At 54.1% G+C, this 17,289-nt stretch carries 14 protein-coding genes and 1 pseudogene; 13 read left to right on the top strand and 2 right to left on the bottom strand.

Translation table 11 applies throughout. The features are described 5' to 3' along the window. The first annotated feature begins 143 nt into the window (after positions 1–143). The 5 genes and pseudogenes from DHN60_RS01065 to DHN60_RS01045 all read left to right on the top strand — a co-directional run. Positions 144–809 (top strand): Arm DNA-binding domain-containing protein, encoded by a 666-nt coding sequence (locus DHN60_RS01065; RefSeq protein WP_108835415.1) that lies wholly within the window; start codon positions 144–146, stop codon positions 807–809. 37 nt (positions 810–846) lie between these two features. Then, positions 847–1,182 carry a tyrosine-type recombinase/integrase gene (locus DHN60_RS01060; protein ID WP_108835414.1) on the top strand — a complete coding sequence of 112 codons (336 nt, stop codon included), beginning with the start codon at positions 847–849 and terminating at the stop codon, positions 1,180–1,182. 143 nt (positions 1,183–1,325) lie between these two features. After that, positions 1,326–1,634 carry a hypothetical protein gene (locus DHN60_RS01055; RefSeq protein WP_108835413.1) on the top strand — a complete coding sequence of 103 codons (309 nt, stop codon included), beginning with the start codon at positions 1,326–1,328 and terminating at the stop codon, positions 1,632–1,634. A 215-nt stretch (positions 1,635–1,849) separates the two neighbouring features. After that, positions 1,850–2,488 (top strand): prolipoprotein diacylglyceryl transferase family protein, encoded by a 639-nt coding sequence (locus DHN60_RS01050; RefSeq protein WP_159089076.1) that lies wholly within the window; start codon positions 1,850–1,852, stop codon positions 2,486–2,488. Positions 2,489–2,542: 54 nt separating this feature from the next. Further along, a pseudogene (locus tag DHN60_RS01045) lies at positions 2,543–3,033 on the top strand (transposase); the annotation flags it as partial. Here the strand turns inward: DHN60_RS01045 and DHN60_RS22905 are convergent. Then, the gene (locus tag DHN60_RS22905) at positions 2,948–3,913 is read right to left on the bottom strand and encodes a DUF6538 domain-containing protein (protein WP_306415968.1); all 966 of its coding nucleotides are present in this window, start codon (positions 3,911–3,913) and stop codon (positions 2,948–2,950) included. The pseudogene DHN60_RS01045 and the gene DHN60_RS22905 sit on opposite strands and share 86 nt — an antisense overlap. A gap of 255 nt (positions 3,914–4,168) precedes the next feature. Between DHN60_RS22905 and DHN60_RS01035 the strand changes: the two genes are divergently transcribed. Next, positions 4,169–5,332, top strand: coding sequence for an integrase arm-type DNA-binding domain-containing protein (locus tag DHN60_RS01035; protein WP_234423474.1), 1,164 nt, complete (start codon positions 4,169–4,171; stop codon positions 5,330–5,332). Between the two features lie 372 nt (positions 5,333–5,704). Continuing rightward, positions 5,705–7,063: an FRG domain-containing protein gene (locus DHN60_RS01030; RefSeq protein WP_199913608.1), complete on the top strand. Its 1,359-nt coding sequence runs from the start codon at positions 5,705–5,707 to the stop codon at positions 7,061–7,063. A 169-nt stretch (positions 7,064–7,232) separates the two neighbouring features. On the opposite strand, the gene DHN60_RS01025 is transcribed toward DHN60_RS01030, so the two are convergent. Then, a complete protein-coding gene (locus DHN60_RS01025; RefSeq protein ID WP_108835410.1) occupies positions 7,233–8,348 on the bottom strand; it encodes an NYN domain-containing protein in 1,116 nt (371 codons plus the stop codon). A gap of 596 nt (positions 8,349–8,944) precedes the next feature. Here DHN60_RS01025 and DHN60_RS22945 point away from each other — a divergent pair. From DHN60_RS22945 to DHN60_RS00995, 6 genes are all read left to right on the top strand, one after another. Next, positions 8,945–9,190 carry a helix-turn-helix domain-containing protein gene (locus DHN60_RS22945; RefSeq protein ID WP_108835409.1) on the top strand — a complete coding sequence of 82 codons (246 nt, stop codon included), beginning with the start codon at positions 8,945–8,947 and terminating at the stop codon, positions 9,188–9,190. A gap of 78 nt (positions 9,191–9,268) precedes the next feature. After that, positions 9,269–9,934, top strand: a complete 666-nt coding sequence (locus tag DHN60_RS01015) for a hypothetical protein (RefSeq protein ID WP_108835408.1) — start codon at positions 9,269–9,271, stop codon at positions 9,932–9,934. 210 nt (positions 9,935–10,144) lie between these two features. Further along, a complete protein-coding gene (locus tag DHN60_RS01010) occupies positions 10,145–10,816 on the top strand; it encodes a hypothetical protein (RefSeq protein ID WP_159089074.1) in 672 nt (223 codons plus the stop codon). A 471-nt stretch (positions 10,817–11,287) separates the two neighbouring features. Then, positions 11,288–11,620: a hypothetical protein gene (locus tag DHN60_RS01005; RefSeq protein ID WP_108835406.1), complete on the top strand. Its 333-nt coding sequence runs from the start codon at positions 11,288–11,290 to the stop codon at positions 11,618–11,620. A gap of 161 nt (positions 11,621–11,781) precedes the next feature. After that, complete coding sequence (locus DHN60_RS01000; protein WP_108835405.1) at positions 11,782–12,060, top strand: hypothetical protein; 279 nt, start codon at positions 11,782–11,784, stop codon at positions 12,058–12,060. 45 nt (positions 12,061–12,105) lie between these two features. After that, positions 12,106–17,286 carry a DEAD/DEAH box helicase gene (locus DHN60_RS00995; RefSeq protein WP_108835404.1) on the top strand — a complete coding sequence of 1,727 codons (5,181 nt, stop codon included), beginning with the start codon at positions 12,106–12,108 and terminating at the stop codon, positions 17,284–17,286. The last annotated feature ends 3 nt before the right edge of the window (positions 17,287–17,289 follow it).

Genomic DNA, 17,289 nt, shown 5'->3' with positions numbered 1-17,289 from the left:
GTTCATGGTTGTACAGTAACCACCTGATCTTGTTGATTTTCCTTCTGGGGCGTGTTCATAGCTGTTCACCGCCAGCCGCCCTTGACCTGCCTCGGTAGCACGCCCTTTTTGCTACCAAGACCAGTCAGAAAGGAAACACCCCAATGCTCACAGACCTGCAAATCAAACGCCTGAAACCGACCGACGCACGTCGCGTGGTCGCCGTGGGCGATGGCCTCTCCATCCGCATCGAACCCTCGGGCCGTAAGAACTGGATCGCGCGTAAGGCGGGCCGCACCCGTGGGCTCGGCATCTATCCTGAAGTCAGCCTTGCCGAAGCCCGCAGCCTTGCGGACGCGGCGACCTCTGCCCCGCACCAGTTCGGCGCGCTTTGGGACCAGTGGTTTGCCGACCAAGTCGCCCCGGTTCACAAGCGGCCCGAAAACGCGGCCAACCTGCGGCCCCTCTGGGCCTCTCTGGAACGGCGGCGGGTGGACAGCCTCAAGCGGGCGGAACTGGTGGCGCTCCTGCGTGCCCTGCGCGCCCGTGCCCCGGCCCGCGCCATCCGTGCCACGTCCCAGCTTCGGTCAATCCTGAACTACGCCGTCGGCCTCGGCCTGATTGAAGTCTCTCCACTCTACGGCGTGCCCATGTGCGTGACCGCTGGTAAGCCCAAGAAGCGAACCCGCGTTTTGTCCGATGGCGAAATTGACGCTCTGAAGGAGATGGCCCAGCAGGACGGGCCAGCGGGGGCACACGGGCGCTTTGCTCTGTTCTGCCTTGCCCACCCACTGTCGTCGTGGCGAAGTGGCACAGGCGCGGCGCTCTAGGGTTGATGGGGGATGGCTGCATTTCCCGCCCGAAACGATGAAGGCGGGTCGGGGCTGGGAGGTCTGGCTGTCGGACTTCGCCAAGGCGCAGGTCACTCCGTCAAATGACGACCTGCTGTTCAACGTGAGACCCAAGACCGTTGAAAGCTACCTGAGCCAGCGGGTGCGTGCGGGCTGGACGCTGCATGACCTGCGACGCACCGCTGCGTCACGCATGGCGCAAATGGGCACGCCGCCGCATGTCGTGTCGGCCTGCCTCGCGCATGCCATCGGGTCGATGGCTGACCAGCACTACATGCACGGGGCGTTGTATCAGGACGAACGCCGCGCGGCGCTCAAAGCATGGGGGGGAGTGGTTGTCGGGTCAGGTTGAAAATCAGGAAGACGAGAACGTCGGTACAAAAGACGAACGCGTCACTTTTCCCCGAGCCTTTCGGGCTGCAGAGCAATGCTGCCGACTTGAACCTCACCCCTGACCGATGGCATAGGGGTGTCCCTGTTCAGAAAGGTATCCCTGTGTCCGACGCTCCAATCTCTCCCAACCTGAAACTTATTCACAATGCCCAAACGCATCAGGATGTGCCCCTGCCGGGGTGTGAGCGCGTGCCCGTCTGGTGGGTGGCGAAGGGCGGTGTGCAGCACAATGGCACGACTGTGGGCGTGAAGTTCCGCTGCGCCCGCTGCGGATTTGAGGGCAAAGGCGTCTTTGGTCCAGCACGCGACTTTGCCGTGACCACGTCGTTGGCACTGCAGGAGTTTGTCAGTACGGATGAAGCGCGCGATAATTGCTTGGCCTTCGTGTTGCCTGAGGCGGCTGGCGGCTGATGGGACTATCGCGGCTTTGTCCCGCACAGCAGTCGTTCGTACAAAGCGCAGCGAACGTCTGCTCTGAGCCCCAAGCCGACATGCGGACGCTAGATTGGAATGTCCGCTTTCGGGAAGCCATTCCCAACGCCAAGGATTTGACCTGCCAGTGTCGAGTTGGCGACAAGACCTACAGAACAGTTGACACCCTTTCGGTTGGGTGAATGTCTTTCGGCATGAGTGTCATCAATATCCACACAGTCTTCGACTTGCTTGCAGCGTCGCTTTCTCTTCTGGCGACCTATTTGGCCCACAATTTGCGCCTTCGCGAGGCGAGCCCCATGGCGCTGGGCAACCTGAACACAGGCTACGGTGTTGCGCTGATAGCGGGCGCGGTTATCGGCGGATATGGTCTTGGAAGCGCGAACCTCATCGTGTCTGGAATCCCCGGCGTGGGTCGGAGCATCGTCGGAGCCCTTGCGGGGGCGACCTTGATGATCGAGGTCTACAAAAAGTCTCGCGGGATCGTGGGCAGCACCGGTGTGGTCTTTGTTGCCGGCTTCACTACAACGGTCGTCGTTGGTCGTATTGGCTGCCTTCTGTCTGGGCTTGAAGATCAGACATACGGCATCCCAACAGGTCTTGCATGGGGATGGGATTTTGGCGATGGCGTTTTGCGCCATCCAGTGCAGCTCTATGAATCAATTGCGATGGCCCTTTTCCTGACCGGCACGGGGCTTGCCCTAGCAGTTCGCTCGCCCATTCTCTTGCGAAACGGGTTCTACATGATGGTCGGGTTCTATGCAGCTCAGAGGTTCATCTGGGAGTTCTTGAAGCCCTACGTGTCTGACGTCAGCGCTTATGGGTCCAAATAGGGCAAATTGCTAAGAGAGTGTTCTTGGCTCATCGTAACCACCGAGGAGTGGAAGATGAGACAGACCAATGGAACACGCAAAAGCTCAGGCGAGAAGATCGTCAAAGACATCAAACGAGCGACCCGCAAGCATTACTCGTCCGAAGAGAAGATCAGGATCGTCCTGGACGGTCTGAGGGGCGAGGACAGCATAGCTGAGCTGTGTCGTCGTGAGGGTATCTCTCAAGGCATCTATTACAAATGGTCCAAGGACTTCATGGAAGCGGGCAAGAAGCGGCTGGCAGGCGACACAGCCCGCGCTGCGAACACTGACGAGGTTAAGGATCTCCGCCGTGAAGCCCGCGATCTGAAGGAAGTGGTTGCTGAGCAAACGCTGGAACTCCGCTTGCTCAAAAAAAGCATGCTGGGAGATGGGGGCGACCACGAATGAGGTATGCTGCATCTGAGAAGTTGGAGATCATCAGACTGGTTGAAGGATCGCATTTGTCAGCGCGTCTGACGTTGGCCAAGCTCGGCATCCCCCGCACCACATTCTACCGCTGGTACCTGTAGTGACAAGAATTGACAGTAGTGTCTTCAGGTGTTCAGGCATTTCAAGTCCGAATATCTTAGTCAATTCATCGTGGCTGAATGGCTGATAGCTGGCCCGTGCTGTCCCAAGTTTCTTATCTAGGGTGATTGTCATAAAGACATTGGCTTCAACGTAACCTTTCCTGACCGCCCAATCGTACATTCTCTTAACGTATCCAATCTTCTTGGCGATGGTCTCCCTGCTTTTGGTCCCCCCAAGCTTTTCAGCGTAGCTATGGATCATGACAGCCGTGACATCAGACAGCGGAATGTCTCCTGCAAATGCTTGGAATTCACCAATCGATAATTCAGCATCCCTGATCGTCTTGGCTGGCCCGTATGGCTTGCTGTCCAAGTACTCTCTCTGAGTGACAGAGAGGACCACTGAGCCACTGTGGGACGGTTTAGGCGTCACGAGCCTACGCAGTTCTTGGATGGCCTCATGGGCCGCTACACGGCCTCTCTCAATGCCACTGGCTTCCATAGCCATCTCTTCAGGCAAAGCAGGTTCAGGATGCCTTGGGGCCTCTGCCAATATTTCCATCGTCTTGAGATCGTCTTCAGTCAATTCGTCTGGAGAGGTGAACCCTTCGATATCCTCAGGTACGACACCTAGCTTACAAAGACTTTCAAAGATGGCGTTGGTCCTGTCAGGTTTAGCCTTGGCCAGTTCCTCGTAAATCTCAGATGAAATGGAATGCTTCAGTCGCTCCGCACGGGACTTATCGGCTGTGCCAGTGGACCGTCTGATCTGCTTCCTGTCTTTGAACAGAGGGCGCAAGTCTTTGGGTATCGTACAATTCACGTACCACTTCTTTTTAATCAGAACCAAACTGGTGTGAGGTAGCTCGACCATGCCGTATGTTCCAATATATGTTCCAATGTATGGTCGGAACCCTATATTTATATAGAAATAAAGGCAATGAGTGTGGGTGGCGGAGACGAAGTCCGCCATTTTGGCGTTTCATATACTCCCAGTTATTTTGATAATTTCATTATTATCAAAACTTTAGGTTAGAATCAGATTTCAATTGCACTCAATTGATATTGCTGGTTTCCAACCTATTGGTGGGTGTTTATGGTGGGTTAATGTTAAACCTAGGAGCTATTAGTGCCACGCGAAGTCCGCAATCAACTTACCGCACTTAGGGTCAAGAATGAAAAAAAACCTGGCCGGTACGCCGACGGGATGGGCCTCTATCTCGTCGTCAGCGAGCACGGCTCGCGCTGGTGGCAATGGCGAGGGACCGTACATGGAAAACGCCGCGAACTCGGTATTGGGTCAGCGCTTCTTGTGTCCCTTTCAGATGCAAGGGCTATTGCATCCGAATGGCGCGAGATCGCGAGAAGCGGCGGTGATCCAGCAGCGGTGCGAGACAAAAAGAAGCGCTCAAAGATGACTTTTGAACAAGCCGCGAGACATGTCTGGCAAGATCAGATCGACGGGCATGTCCGCAATTCCAAGCATGCCGCTCAGTGGATCCGAACGCTTGAAACCGCGGCGTTTCCGAAGATCGGCTCCCGCGATATTTTCGACATCAGCCAAGCGGATATCCTTTCGGTGCTTAGACCAATTTGGCTGGAGACACCTGAAACTGCCCGTCGTGTGCGCCAGAGGCTAAAAGCTGTTTTCGAGTGGGCGCGTGTCTCAGGATATTGCGAAGGCATAAACCCCGTGGAGGGGGTCGAACGAGCTCTTCCGAGGCAAAAAGATCGTCAAAAGCACTTTAAGGCGCTTCCTTTCTTGGAATTGCCATCAGTTTTTGGGCAGATCGCGGATGCGGAAGGTATGGGCGCTCAGGCTTTGATGTTCGCGATCTTGACTGCGACACGTTCGGGGGAAGTCCGGAAGGCTCGTTGGATGGAGTTCGACCTCAAATCTCATGTATGGACTATCCCCCCGGATCGAATGAAAGCAAATCTGGAGCATCGGGTTCCTCTCTCAGATCCTGCGATCGCGCACCTGAAAGCACTACAAAGGTTCCAAGACGAAGAGTTGGTATTTCCGAGCGCTCGTCTAGGACGCCCTCTAAGCGATATGACACTGGCAGCTGTTCTAAAGCGCCTCAACATCCCAGCGGTTCCACACGGTTTCAGGTCGACATTTCGAGATTGGGTATCAGAAACTACTGAAACGCCCCACGCGGTTGCGGAAATGGCTCTCGCCCACTCAATCCCAAATCGCGTGGAAGCCGCTTATCGACGCGGCGACCTGTTCGAGAAGCGACGTGTGCTCATGTCCAAGTGGGCCGATTTTGCGACATCAGCAGTATAATATCGCATTCCGTCTGTTTAAGTTCAGGACATGTAAATGGCCCCGTAAGCAATCATTCGCCGCAGTCTACACCAAAGACAGAGTTGCGGGACTTCCCGGACTCTCAGTCAGATAACCCAAACGGCCCAGACCGGCCATCCGCCTCGCTCCTCGACGCCGCGCTGCGGCTTACGCATTGCCGACTTTCATGTATTGCGCAGCAAATACTTCACATCCATGGCCAAGGCGGAGATTTGTCGCGTCTTTGCGGATGAGCAACATTTCTTTCATCCCAAGATCGCAGTAACGTGAGTCACACGTGTGATGTCGATGCAAATGCCGTCCGGTTAGGCGTCGCGTTAAACGACGCGGTAGGCGTAAGGAATTGGACGAATGGCGGAAAGCTTCAACTACATCTCATTTGGTGATTGGGAAAAAATCGAGGGGAACGTCGATGTCGTCACTATGTTCCGGGGGCGCATGTTCGAATATACGCCGCCCGACACCGAGAAGCGGCTGGAAGGCCTCGCTTCCGCTGCGATAGCCTTTTTGGAGACCTTGCCGACCTTCCTGTGCAGCGAGGTAAAGTTGACGGGAGACGCCGTCTCCATGCTCATCAAGTATGGCCGGATCTCCGACTTTACACCTGGGAGCAAAGAGGTCGCCACAAACTTCGAGACGCAGATCGACTTTGGCGAGGTGACATTTGATGACATTGAAACGGCCAGGTCCATTTTCGGCGCGGATCGGTTCCAGCTATACCGCACGCACTGGGCAGTCCGTGAAGGTGATGCGCGGGAGGTGTTGGCCCGACTGGCCGCTCTCAAGCCCGAATTGACCGACTTAGTCACCGAGCAAGAGACGCCCGCCGCTATCGATTCAGAGATCCAGCCCCCGCCACGCGACAAGAAGATCCTTGGCGCCGCCGACAGCGTGGAGTCCTTTCTTGGACTGCTCTATCGCTCGTCGGCAAAGGCGGCGACCGAGACCTTCTTCCGAGGCCATAGCGACGCCCATTATGAACTTACACCGTCCCTGCTGCGCCAATGGGATAATGGCGACTGGCAATTCATGCCGAGGGAGGACCGCCTTTGCAAGGAATTGCTGATCGCGCATCACGATGAGTTCCAGAGTGATCAGTATTGCTTTGACCGCCTTGTGCGAATGCAGCACTTTGGTCTGCCGACGCGTCTGCTCGACATCTCCGGCAATCCGCTCGTGGCACTGTTTTTCGCCTGCTCGAGCAAGCCCAAGATAGACGGTGAGGTCATCGTATTCCAGGTCGCATCGGACAGAGTGAAATATTACGATTCCGACACCGTCAGTTGTCTTTCGAACCTCTCGAACCTGACCTATGGGCAGAAGAACGAGATAGATCTCACTCTCGACCAGGACATCTTCAATCAAACCGACGTTGTCGGGAAGCTGCTTCACCACATCAAGTCAGAGAAGGGCTTTTTCGAGGGGCGGATCGTCCCGGACGATCTTGGGTCCATCGTCTGCGTGAAGGCGAAGCGTACCAACACGCGCATCAAATCGCAGTCCGGCGCGTTCCTGCTGTTCGGGCACGAGGCGGCGCTGCCTGATGCAGGCCAAGACGGGATCGAGATCAGCCGGGTCACGATCCGGAACAAGGCGGACATCCTCGCTCAGCTTGACCGGATCAATATCAACGCCACGACCGTCTATCCGAGCATCGACCAGACCGCAGTTCATCTGCGGGATCAATACCAGTCGCAGCAGCCTGTCTGAATGGCCTCGAGCACTGCGCCCGAAGACGCTCCAGAGGTTTGACAGAACGGCTTCGGCTACATCCACGACCTGCTTGATGGAGTCGGCTCTTTGCGGCCATTCATCTCATTGAGCCGATGCTGCGTTGCGACCCGTCAAAGCGGACCTCTATCGAATGCGAGATCATGGGTCACAAATTTAGTGGTTTTGATAGAATCAAGCCCGAGACTGTTCCATCCGAACTAAAATTTGGCGAGATATGGTAGTCATTGAATTCATTGTGCATCTGGCAAAGAGTTCTAAGCTCGTCGTCATCTATCTCGTAGAGTGCGGACGATTTATGCTCTTCGGAGTTCGAAGCCTCAAGAATTACCTTAAGTGGCCAGCTTGGATCAATCCGGCCCTTCAGAAACTTCGATCCCAACTCTTTGATTTTCCGACCAACATTGTGCTGCAAATTAAACTTGGCTAAGTCGGCCTGGTAAAAAGATACCCCAAATTCAGAAGCCTTCTTGCTCAGCGGCAAGAAATCTTGGTCAGAAGAAACCACACAAATAACGTCAGCTTCGTAATTATAAAGAGCATCCATAGCGCGTATCACAATACGCGTGTCAACTTCTTTTTCGCTAAAGCTGCTAAGACCTTTTGGCCCTACATAGTAACAAAAGAACCCTTGCTCCGATTGAGAGTATTCTGGATTCGCTTTTAACTTTGCAATGAAATCATCATAGGCATTGTAATCGCGTTCGTTTCCATAAACTTCAATGACCCCTTTACCCGCATTCTTAACAAGCCTTTGCAGGTTAAAATTACCGGATCGAGCCTCTTTACGCAGCTTCCACTCGATATCTTTGTGAGGTGACGGAGCATAAAAAAGATCAAATTGCGGAGAAAATTTCAAATAGGTCTTATTTGGATCGATCCAAATGCCTTCGTTATCCGTCGTTCGGATGTCCTCTGTGACGCCTTCAAAGTCTGCGAACTCTCCGCCTGAAAGTTCTACGATACTCTTTTTAATTCTTTCAAAGGCATCATAAATTTGAAAAAAGGCGAAGCGACTTAGAATGAGCCCATCCCTGATAGGCATACCGGCCTCAGTAAGCCACTTATGCAAGCGCATATACATTCCGTTGAGATCAACTTGAATGAGCACTCTGTAGGTCTCGACTTTTCCGCCAGCATTTTTGATAGCTCTCGTTGCTACTTCTTCTCTGGCGAAGGAGAACTCTTTCCATTTTTCAGGCGCATAGTCAGCAACTTTAACGTCTCTATTCCTTGGATTTCGGTCACCAAAGTCGCCAATCATTTATCTTTCCGCCATAATTTGTAACTGCTGTTGGACACAGTATCGTCATGGCGCAGAGCTTCAAGCGTTTGAGCGCATCCCAAACGAGAATTTTGGCCGATGTCGTCCTGATTCGCCGACATTCATGCAAGCGGCAGCATCCACACATTGGGCTCACCAACACCGTTGAATCAGTGTCAGCATTTGTGGATCTGACCTGTCATTGAACAGCCGCTTTGGCCAGATTGCCCCCAGAGCTCGCGCACTTGCAGCGAACGACAGTTTCCCGTCCAAAGTACCGAATGCTTCGCTTAAAGCCCAAAGCCGTTACTCGCTGCACGCCACACTAGGTCCAGTATACGGTCTGTCGTCAGATTGCAGTTTAAAAGGCCCAGAGCTTAAGCGAATCAATAAAACGTCCTAAATTAATGGACATCTTGCTGTGACCCTCTTGATCTAAAAAAAACAGAATACTACCTGCCTATCCGCACCAAATTTGGCAGTCCACAAATCTCGGGCAGCTGAAAATGAATTTTTATAACATACGTTCAGGTACTTAATAGATTTTCTTTAGAGCGCCGAACAACGTCCATATCATTGCGAACACCGGCAGCTGCATGAAAGTTATTTCATATGCAGTCGGAAATTGCCGACGCCAATCGAACAGAGGCACCATGGAAAAATATATGTCTGCAGATCAGGTTTGTGATCTTCTCAAAATCACAAAGTCGACGCTTTGGAGGTGGGAACGGGCGGTTGATGACTTCCCGCAACCCATCAAAATTGGACGTACAACCCGATACCCAGAGAATGCACTTCGGGCCTATTTAGCTACTAAGACTTCGAAGAGTGCCCTGAGATGAATCCGCAATGTTTGAGTAGTTGCAATCTGGGAGGTACAAAATTAATGCGCTGTACGTATTCCGGGCCTGCAGGCCGTATTGGAAACAACTCGCCTTTTTCTCAATCAGTCATTTGGTCACGTCATTGGCCCCGAATTAATCGAGATTGCCTATTCGTGTAGCGACGGAGGTGCTATCACTCGCGCCAAGCTCTTCGAGAATAAGCTTGAAGGACGTGCTTCCGCCGCTCAATTCGCCGGACAGGTAAACGCGACGCAAGGCGTTAATGTCTATTTCGCGCCATCGCTCCGAAAGATGGACTCGCCAAGGGGCAAGCGCACGAAGAAAATCAACGTCTTGGGTTTCCCTATGGTCTGGGCCTACTTTGACGATCCCGGCGCAGCAGCCGCGGCTCGCCCTATATACGAAGCGAAAGGCGCCCCGCACTCGATCGTCGTCACCGGGAAAAACCCGGCCGTACGAGCGCAAGGCTTTTGGCTTCTCGATCGCATTGTGAACGATCAAAACGAGCTCGACGAAATGCTCGCGGGCGTGCACGTCGGCCTCGAGTTTCACGTTGACCCGAAGGTCGTGAACGCCGATCGAGTAATGTGCTTGCCCGGGTGCATATCGTGGCCGAAGCCCGGCAAAGAGGGCAGGATCGCCGAGCTAACCGAGCACGCCCTCCCCGAGGGCGCTCCGACCGCGCTATACGATCGACGCGATCAAGGCCGCATATCCCCCGAGAGAACCGAAGCAAGCTAGAAAAGGCATATCGGTCGAGCCCAGCACCGTGGCGGGCGATCTATTATCCTCGAGCCCGGCAGCGCCTTCGAGCCCTCCGAGCGCCTCTCAGCCGCCTAAACCGTTGCAATCGCTACCACCCCCCCCCCTCGAGACCTGGGAATCAAAATCCGATCCTCGGCGAGCGTGTTTACTCGCTCCTATGTGAAGATTGGCGACGGTAAGCAAAACATGAGCCCCCCGGCCGAGGTCGCGGAATGGTATCACCTCGAGGGCGTCGAGCTCCCCAATGCCCCCAAAGACGACCCCCTCGACGATCGAGGCGATAACGTCGCGATCGTGACGCGCTGGGCGCCCCCCGACCCCTTCGACGGGATCACGCTCGAGCACGCCTCCCAATTGCGCAGAGTATGCGTCAAAGCGGCTGAGAGCGGCGTGCCCCTTCGCGTAGAGCCCCGGGCCGATAACTGGATCGGATACGAGATCGGCGACGTATGCGGCTTTGATATGAGAAACAGCGAGGCGGGCGAAGCACGCGCTAAATACGTGGCGAAGACTTGGGCAAAAAACGGTGTTCTTGAGCAATTCGAGGGCCGCGATGCCACTCGCAAGGTTCGGCAATGCTACCGCCCCGGGCCGGGCCGGGGCAATGAGCGCCTCGATCGCGTTTGCGCCAGTGCGACGGCACCTTCTGGCACACCCGTCGCAACCGTCGCACGTGTCGCAAATGGGGCCGCGCCAATGGGTGCAATCGCGCGAGTTTGCGCCAGTGCGACGGCCCTTTTTTTGCTACCGTCGCAACCGTCGCAACTTGTCGTAAATGTGCACAATTGTTCACTTATTGCGCCAGCCGCTAAGTCATTGATAACAAACGGTGCGACGGATGCGACGGACCCCCCTTAAGGGGGCCGTCCACCGTCGCACCGTCGCAATGACATTTTGGAACCGTCGCAAACAGCAAGAAGAGAGAATAGAGATGGCGAGATACAAGAAGACAATTTGGGGCGTGTCACGAACCCTACGCGCAATGACGCAATTAAAGGTCGATGCGATTGTTAGCCGCCGACTTCGCGCGAGAGCTTGGCGATGCCTGAATACATGGGAAGAAACGTTGGCTCGAAAAACAGAAAACCCGGGAAGTCGACAAACGCGCCCGCTCCGAAACGCCAGCACGGCGTGAAAAGGATCGCGGGGAGCGGCACAAGCGGCCGACGTCTTCACAAACCTAGATAGGCGATTCGAGCGAAAGCTCCGCTAAGTTCGCTCGGATCGCTTTTCTCTTTGCATCGTGAACAACGGGCGAGAGGTGGCATTGCGTGACGTCTCGTGCTGATATGGTTCTCAAGAATTTAACCAATAAGTGAGACTTCCCCCATGCTGTCCAAGCCGCAATCTTTTCACCCCCGGCATGCGAAAATCCCGATTGCCGCCAAGCTTGAGCGCAAGCAAGCCCTCGGTAAAAAACGCGGGTTGAGCACATCAACGGGCTATGATGCAACCTTACGTCGAGTGCGCGGCTTATTCCTCGCAACCATTCCGACGTGCCTCGAGTGCGGTGTAGATGAAAATTTAAACGTCGATCCCATTGTGAGCGTAATGGATGACCCCGAGCGTCGCCTCGAAGTATCAAATCTGAGAACGCTTTGCCATTCCATGCCAAAGCAGACGCACTGCGACAAATCAATCCTGTGGGCGGAGGGCCGGTAAAACAATTGGCGACACTAAGGAGAAGACCGCATGGATAAGGGATATTCCGCATGGTACAAATTAAAGCTTTGATGCGTTGGAACCTACGGCTCGAGAAAACAAGTGCGCATGGGCAAGCGACCAATTGATAATCAATCAATTTTTTTCAGGGCACTAACTGCTTGAAGCTTAACGCCTTTGGCCGGTCTCAAGATCCGGATTACAACGTTCTCTGCAACAAACCATCAGAATATGGTACCGACGACTGCCTTGCCAGGGCTAGGGTGATCGCCCAGACCACGAAGCGTACCCGGGGCATGGGTCACATACGGCAGAAGGCGGCAGCGGGCTTCAAAGCGGCTGAGTTCATTCAGTTCGGCGTCGGTCAGGATCGCTGGCTAACCCCAAGTTTCAACTGGAAGATTTCAACTCAAGCGTTATTCTGGCTTCACCCCAACTAAGAAGTCGCCAAAAAGGTCGCTGTTGTGGGCCGTTGCGGGGACAAAATGCAGGCATTTGAATTTGACCATCACCTAATCGATTCCTACGAACGGTTCTCTCGATCATTCAGTAGCATTCGTTCTGAAGACCTTCGCACGACTATCGACGCTGAATACGACGAAGGTCGGTTCTGGCCCGATGCATTGCTCTCTCTGAACCCGCGCTACCTGTCCGGACCAACTGTGGATGAGCTTGTCGCGTCTGGTGATCTTGATGAGGCATGCGGGAAGGTTTTTCGGTTCGGCGAAACTCCACTCCGCTTTCACCGCCACCAGGCAGAATCGATTGCCAAAGCAAAATCCGGACAGAGCTATGTTGTAACGACTGGGACCGGATCCGGGAAATCCCTGTGTTTTTTCGTCCCAATTGTCGATGCAATTATTCGGGCCCTGAGTGCGGGCAAGCCCCGCAAGACCCGTGCAATTATCGTCTATCCAATGAACGCCTTGGCAAACAGTCAGTTGAAGGAAATTGACAAGTTCATCAGCCAATCCGGTCTTCCTGAAAACCTAAAACCTGTCGTCAAGCGCTATACGGGCCAGGAGAGTGAGGAGGAACGCCAAAAGATAGCGGCAAATCCGCCCGACATACTTCTGACCAACTACATGATGGCCGAACTTCTGCTGACCCGACAAAACGATCTGGATTCCCGTGTCATTGCAAATGCCAGCGGCCTTGAATTCATTGTTCTTGACGAGTTGCACACCTATCGAGGTCGGCAAGGTGCAGATGTCGCTGTGCTTGTTAGGCGATTGCGAGACCGTTGCGCACCGGACAAAGCTCCAATCTGCATCGGCACGTCGGCGACGATGGCCTCAGAAGGCTCGGACGAAAACAGAGCGTTAGCAGTGGCGACAGTCGCCACTCGCTTGTTTGGCTCGGAGATTGGGCCAGATGCTGTAATAAATGAATCCCTGCAGCGTGCTACGGACGATAGAATCGATCTTGAACAGGCCAGAGCCCGCCTCAAAGAGGTGCTGACGCTGCCACTGCCGGACGACTTGGACGACGAGATACTGCGGCAGCATCCATTAGCTGTTTGGGCAGAGCTTGCCCTTGGCCTCGATGACGGCTTGGAGTTGAAGCGGAAAAAGCCCATTCCCTTTGAAGACGCAGTTGCCAAACTTGCCGAAGATAGCGGGGTCCAGGAAGAGCAATGCCGTTTAGCATTGGAAACATTTTTGACTCGAGTCAGTCTGCCTGAAGACAAACGGGGCGGCACTGGTGACGTTTCGTTTCTCGCGTTCAAACTGCACAGGTTTATTTCTGGCGCGGGTGACGTCTTCACCACCTTGGCAGAACACCCGCGAACGGTGCTATTTGAGGGCCAACTTGAAGACCCGGATGCGCCGGGTAATCGCCTTTACCCAACCCGGTTCTGTAGAAGCTGTGGTCACGAATATCACGTCGTTTCGAAAGCAGATGACGACGGAAACATTCGGTTTCGACCACGTAACATTGACGACACGCCCCTCCAGGACGAAGAAGATGAAGATGTTGCCGGTTACCTTTGCCCCATTCCGGAGAACAACCAAGAGTTCGTCTTCAACGGTGAGCTAGAAAGCTATCCGGAGAGTTGGCTGGAAGAGCGCAACGGGATCGAGCGTCTTAGATCGTACCGAAAAAAGCGGATGCCGGTATCATACACAGTTACGTCCGATGGACGGCACGGTGCCGGGGGGCGGGAATTCTGGTTTATTCCTGGAAAATTCGCTTTCTGCCTTTGCTGCCAAGATGAGCCGAACCAAGGGATGCGGGAACGTAGCAAGCTGGCGGGCCTCTCTGGCGAAGGACGCAGTTCCGCAACAACTCTTCTTGTTTCGAGTGCGCTAGAATGGATGAATGGGCCGGAAAGTGGCGTTCCAGAAACAAAGCGTAAGCTGCTTGGATTTACAGACAACCGGCAAGATGCAGCCCTCCAGTCCGGACACTTCAACGACTTCCTTTTTGTTAGCCTCCTACGCGGAGCGATCCTGCGCGCTGTCAATGCCGCAGGAGAAGATGGCCTGACCGAAGACGAGTTTGGTCTGCGAGTCGTCAAAGCGCTTGGGTTCACATCCACAAACAAAGACGCGCGCGCTCATTGGATGCTAGATCCTTCGGCGGGTGCAGTCATTCGCGAGGATGCTCAACGAGCGTTAGCAAAAGTTCTCGCTCATCGTGTCTGGACCGATCTTCGCCGCGGTTGGCGATATACAAATCCGAGCCTGTCTGTTTTGAATCTTTTGGACGTAGAATTTGTTGGCGTAAGCGAGATCGCAGCAGATCGCGAGAGGATGATGGTTGTCCTTCCCGAGCTAGGGGATTTGGAGGAAGAAGAACGCGCTGCTTTTCTAAAGACTGTTCTTGGAGCGATGCTGGAGGGCCTCGCAGTCAATACTGAAGCTTTGGACCTAACGGTTCTCGATGGGGTCGCGCTGAAGTCGAGATCATTGTTGCGATCACCTTGGGCAATCGACGCCAAAGAAAACCCTAAGGGGCGCTCATCGCTACTTTTACGGGCTCCTGGAAAGGGTATTGTCGGCCTTCGTGAAGAACAAACCCTCTTGCGAGCTGGGCACAATTCTCGGATCGCGCGACTGATCAACAGAAAAAGCGTAATCGGCATCAAGCTTAAGAAAGACGACTACCTTGAATTCTTTTCAAGGCTGCTTGAGCTATTCGCGGACGAAGGCTTAGTCGTTCCCGTCGACCTTGATGCAGACCTTATTGGTTGGCGTCTGACGCCTTCGGCAGTGCGCCTTGTACCTGGGGCTGCACACTTGGATGAAACCAAACGAGGCAATCGCTATTTTCATGATCTCTACGCTTCGATCGCCGATGATCTTGCGACAGGTCAAAGTGCATATTGGGGATTGGAAGGTCGTGAGCACACCGCGCAGGTATCACAGAAACAACGCGAGTGGCGGGAATGGCGCTTCCGGTTTGAAGATGATGACCAAGCCAACCTCGCGACATCGGATTACAGAACCGAAATAAAAACAACAGGTGAGTCTGATCAATTCCTGCCTGCATTGTTCTGCTCTCCGACAATGGAACTCGGTGTCGATATTTCCGCACTCAATGCCGTCTATTTGCGCAACGTTCCTCCAACGCCGGCCAATTACGCACAGCGTGCTGGTCGTGCTGGGCGCTCGGGGCAGGCCGCCGTGGTGGTTACCTATTGCACCTCTGGTTCTCCACATGATCAGTATTTCTTTGAGCGCCGTAACGAGATGGTTGCAGGTGTCGTTCGCCCGCCAGCCCTCGACATTACCAACGAGGAATTGGTGCGTTCTCACCTGCACGCTATTTGGCTGGCAGAAACCAAACTAGCTCTTTCCGCTGACATCCCGGAGGTCCTTGATCTCCAAGGGGACGGATATCCGATTAAAGAAGAAACTCTTGCCGTGATTTCGAAGTCGGAATTGGTCGCACGCGCTCGCACCCCGATGAAACGCGTCCTAGATCAAATCTTGGCAGCAGATGGTGGGGCAACGCCGATATGGATGGACGATGCAGAAGAGTTTGTGCTGCACGTTGCCATGAATGCACCAAAAGAGTTCGACACGGCCTTTGATCGTTGGCGTGAACTCTACAACTCGGCGCGCACCCAACTGGCCGAGGCAAACGCGCGTTCGGAAATCACAGGCCTTTCCGGTGCGGATCGTCGGAAAATTAAAGCTGCGCAAATGCAAGCCAGTGATCAGATTGCGATCCTCGAGCAGGGTAAAGCTTCGAATGGATCCGATTTCTACACTTACCGGTATCTTGCTACCGAAGGCTTCTTGCCTGGATACAACTTCCCGCGCCTACCACTTTATGCCTTTATCCCTGGAGAAGGCAAAAGCGGCTCGTTTCTGTCTCGAGCGCGCTTTCTGGCCATTTCAGAATTCGGCCCTCGGAGCCTTATCTACCACGAAGGTCGTGCTTACCGAGTGCTGAAGGCAAAGTTGCCACCAGAAGTGCGTGAGGGTGATGGATCAGAACTCGCCACAACGGACATCTACATCTGCCCGAACTGTGGTGCCTGTCACGAGGACGAAGTCGAACGTTGCCATGGTTGTGACACCCACATGGCAGGAGAAGTGCCCATCAAGCGTACGCTCCGGATCGACAATGTAGAGGCGGCACCCACGGAACGTATCACAGCAAACGACGAAGAACGCGTCCGCCAAGGGTTCGATATCCAAACAGTGTTCGCTTGGCCCAGCAAGGACGGTCAACTTCAAGTGACCAATGCTGAGTTCAAATGTTGTGAAACCTCATTGCTGTCCCTTCAATACGCCAACAGCGCCGAGATCAGCCGTCTCAACAAGGGTCTAAAGCGCCGGAAGGACCAGACCGTCTTTGGTTTCAATATCGACCCAAGGACCGGTTATTGGGCGAAATCAGAAGATGAAAATTCTGAAACCGAAAAGGCACCTGACGTGGTGCGGCCGGTTAAGATCGTGCCTATTGTTAGAGATAGAAAGAACGCGCTTCTGATGCGCTTTCAGAAGCCGGAAGACTTCGAGCCCGAAACGATAACAACTGTTCAGCATGCCCTTTTGCGGGGCATAGCAGTGGAGTTTCAGCTCGAAGAGGGCGAGATTCTTGGTGAACCGCTTCCGGCGCGGGACAATCGACGCGCTATTCTCGCCTATGAAGCAACAGAGGGGGGCGCAGGTGTTCTAACGCGCCTGGTTGATGATGCTGAATCCATTGGAAAGGTCGCGCGCACCGCGCTCGAATTGATGCACTTCGAGAACATCGAAACGGCTATTGAGGCTGGCGATGCTGACCTTCTGACGGAGAAAGAAGGCGAGGCGTGCGTGCGCGGTTGCTATCGATGTCTGCTCTCCTACTTCAATCAGCCCGATCATGAGCAGATAGATCGAGGGAGCCCCGAGGTTGCCCAGTTACTTATTGATCTCGCTCGAGGGAGGACTGTCCTTGAAGCCCGCGTTGCGGCGGACCAAGATGCTTCTCCTTGGGTCAAGGCTTTTGAAGATGCTGGATTGCCGGCAGTCGATACGATGCCTGCAAAGTTTGCGGGCGTAGATTTAGAGTTCGCTTGGCGAGGTCATTTAGTGGCTGCGACTGTCACATCGATATCGTCCGAAATGGTGGCGGCTGCTTCGGAAAAAGGTTGGGAGTTGGTCGCCTTACCTGAGACGCCTCAGACCGGAATTCCAGAGCAACTCATTAAGTTGTTGAAAGGGTAAGGG

This window comes from Tateyamaria sp. Alg231-49 (assembly GCF_900143535.1).
GTDB lineage: Bacteria > Pseudomonadota > Alphaproteobacteria > Rhodobacterales > Rhodobacteraceae > Tateyamaria.
This window is presented reverse-complemented; position numbering and strand designations above follow the sequence as displayed.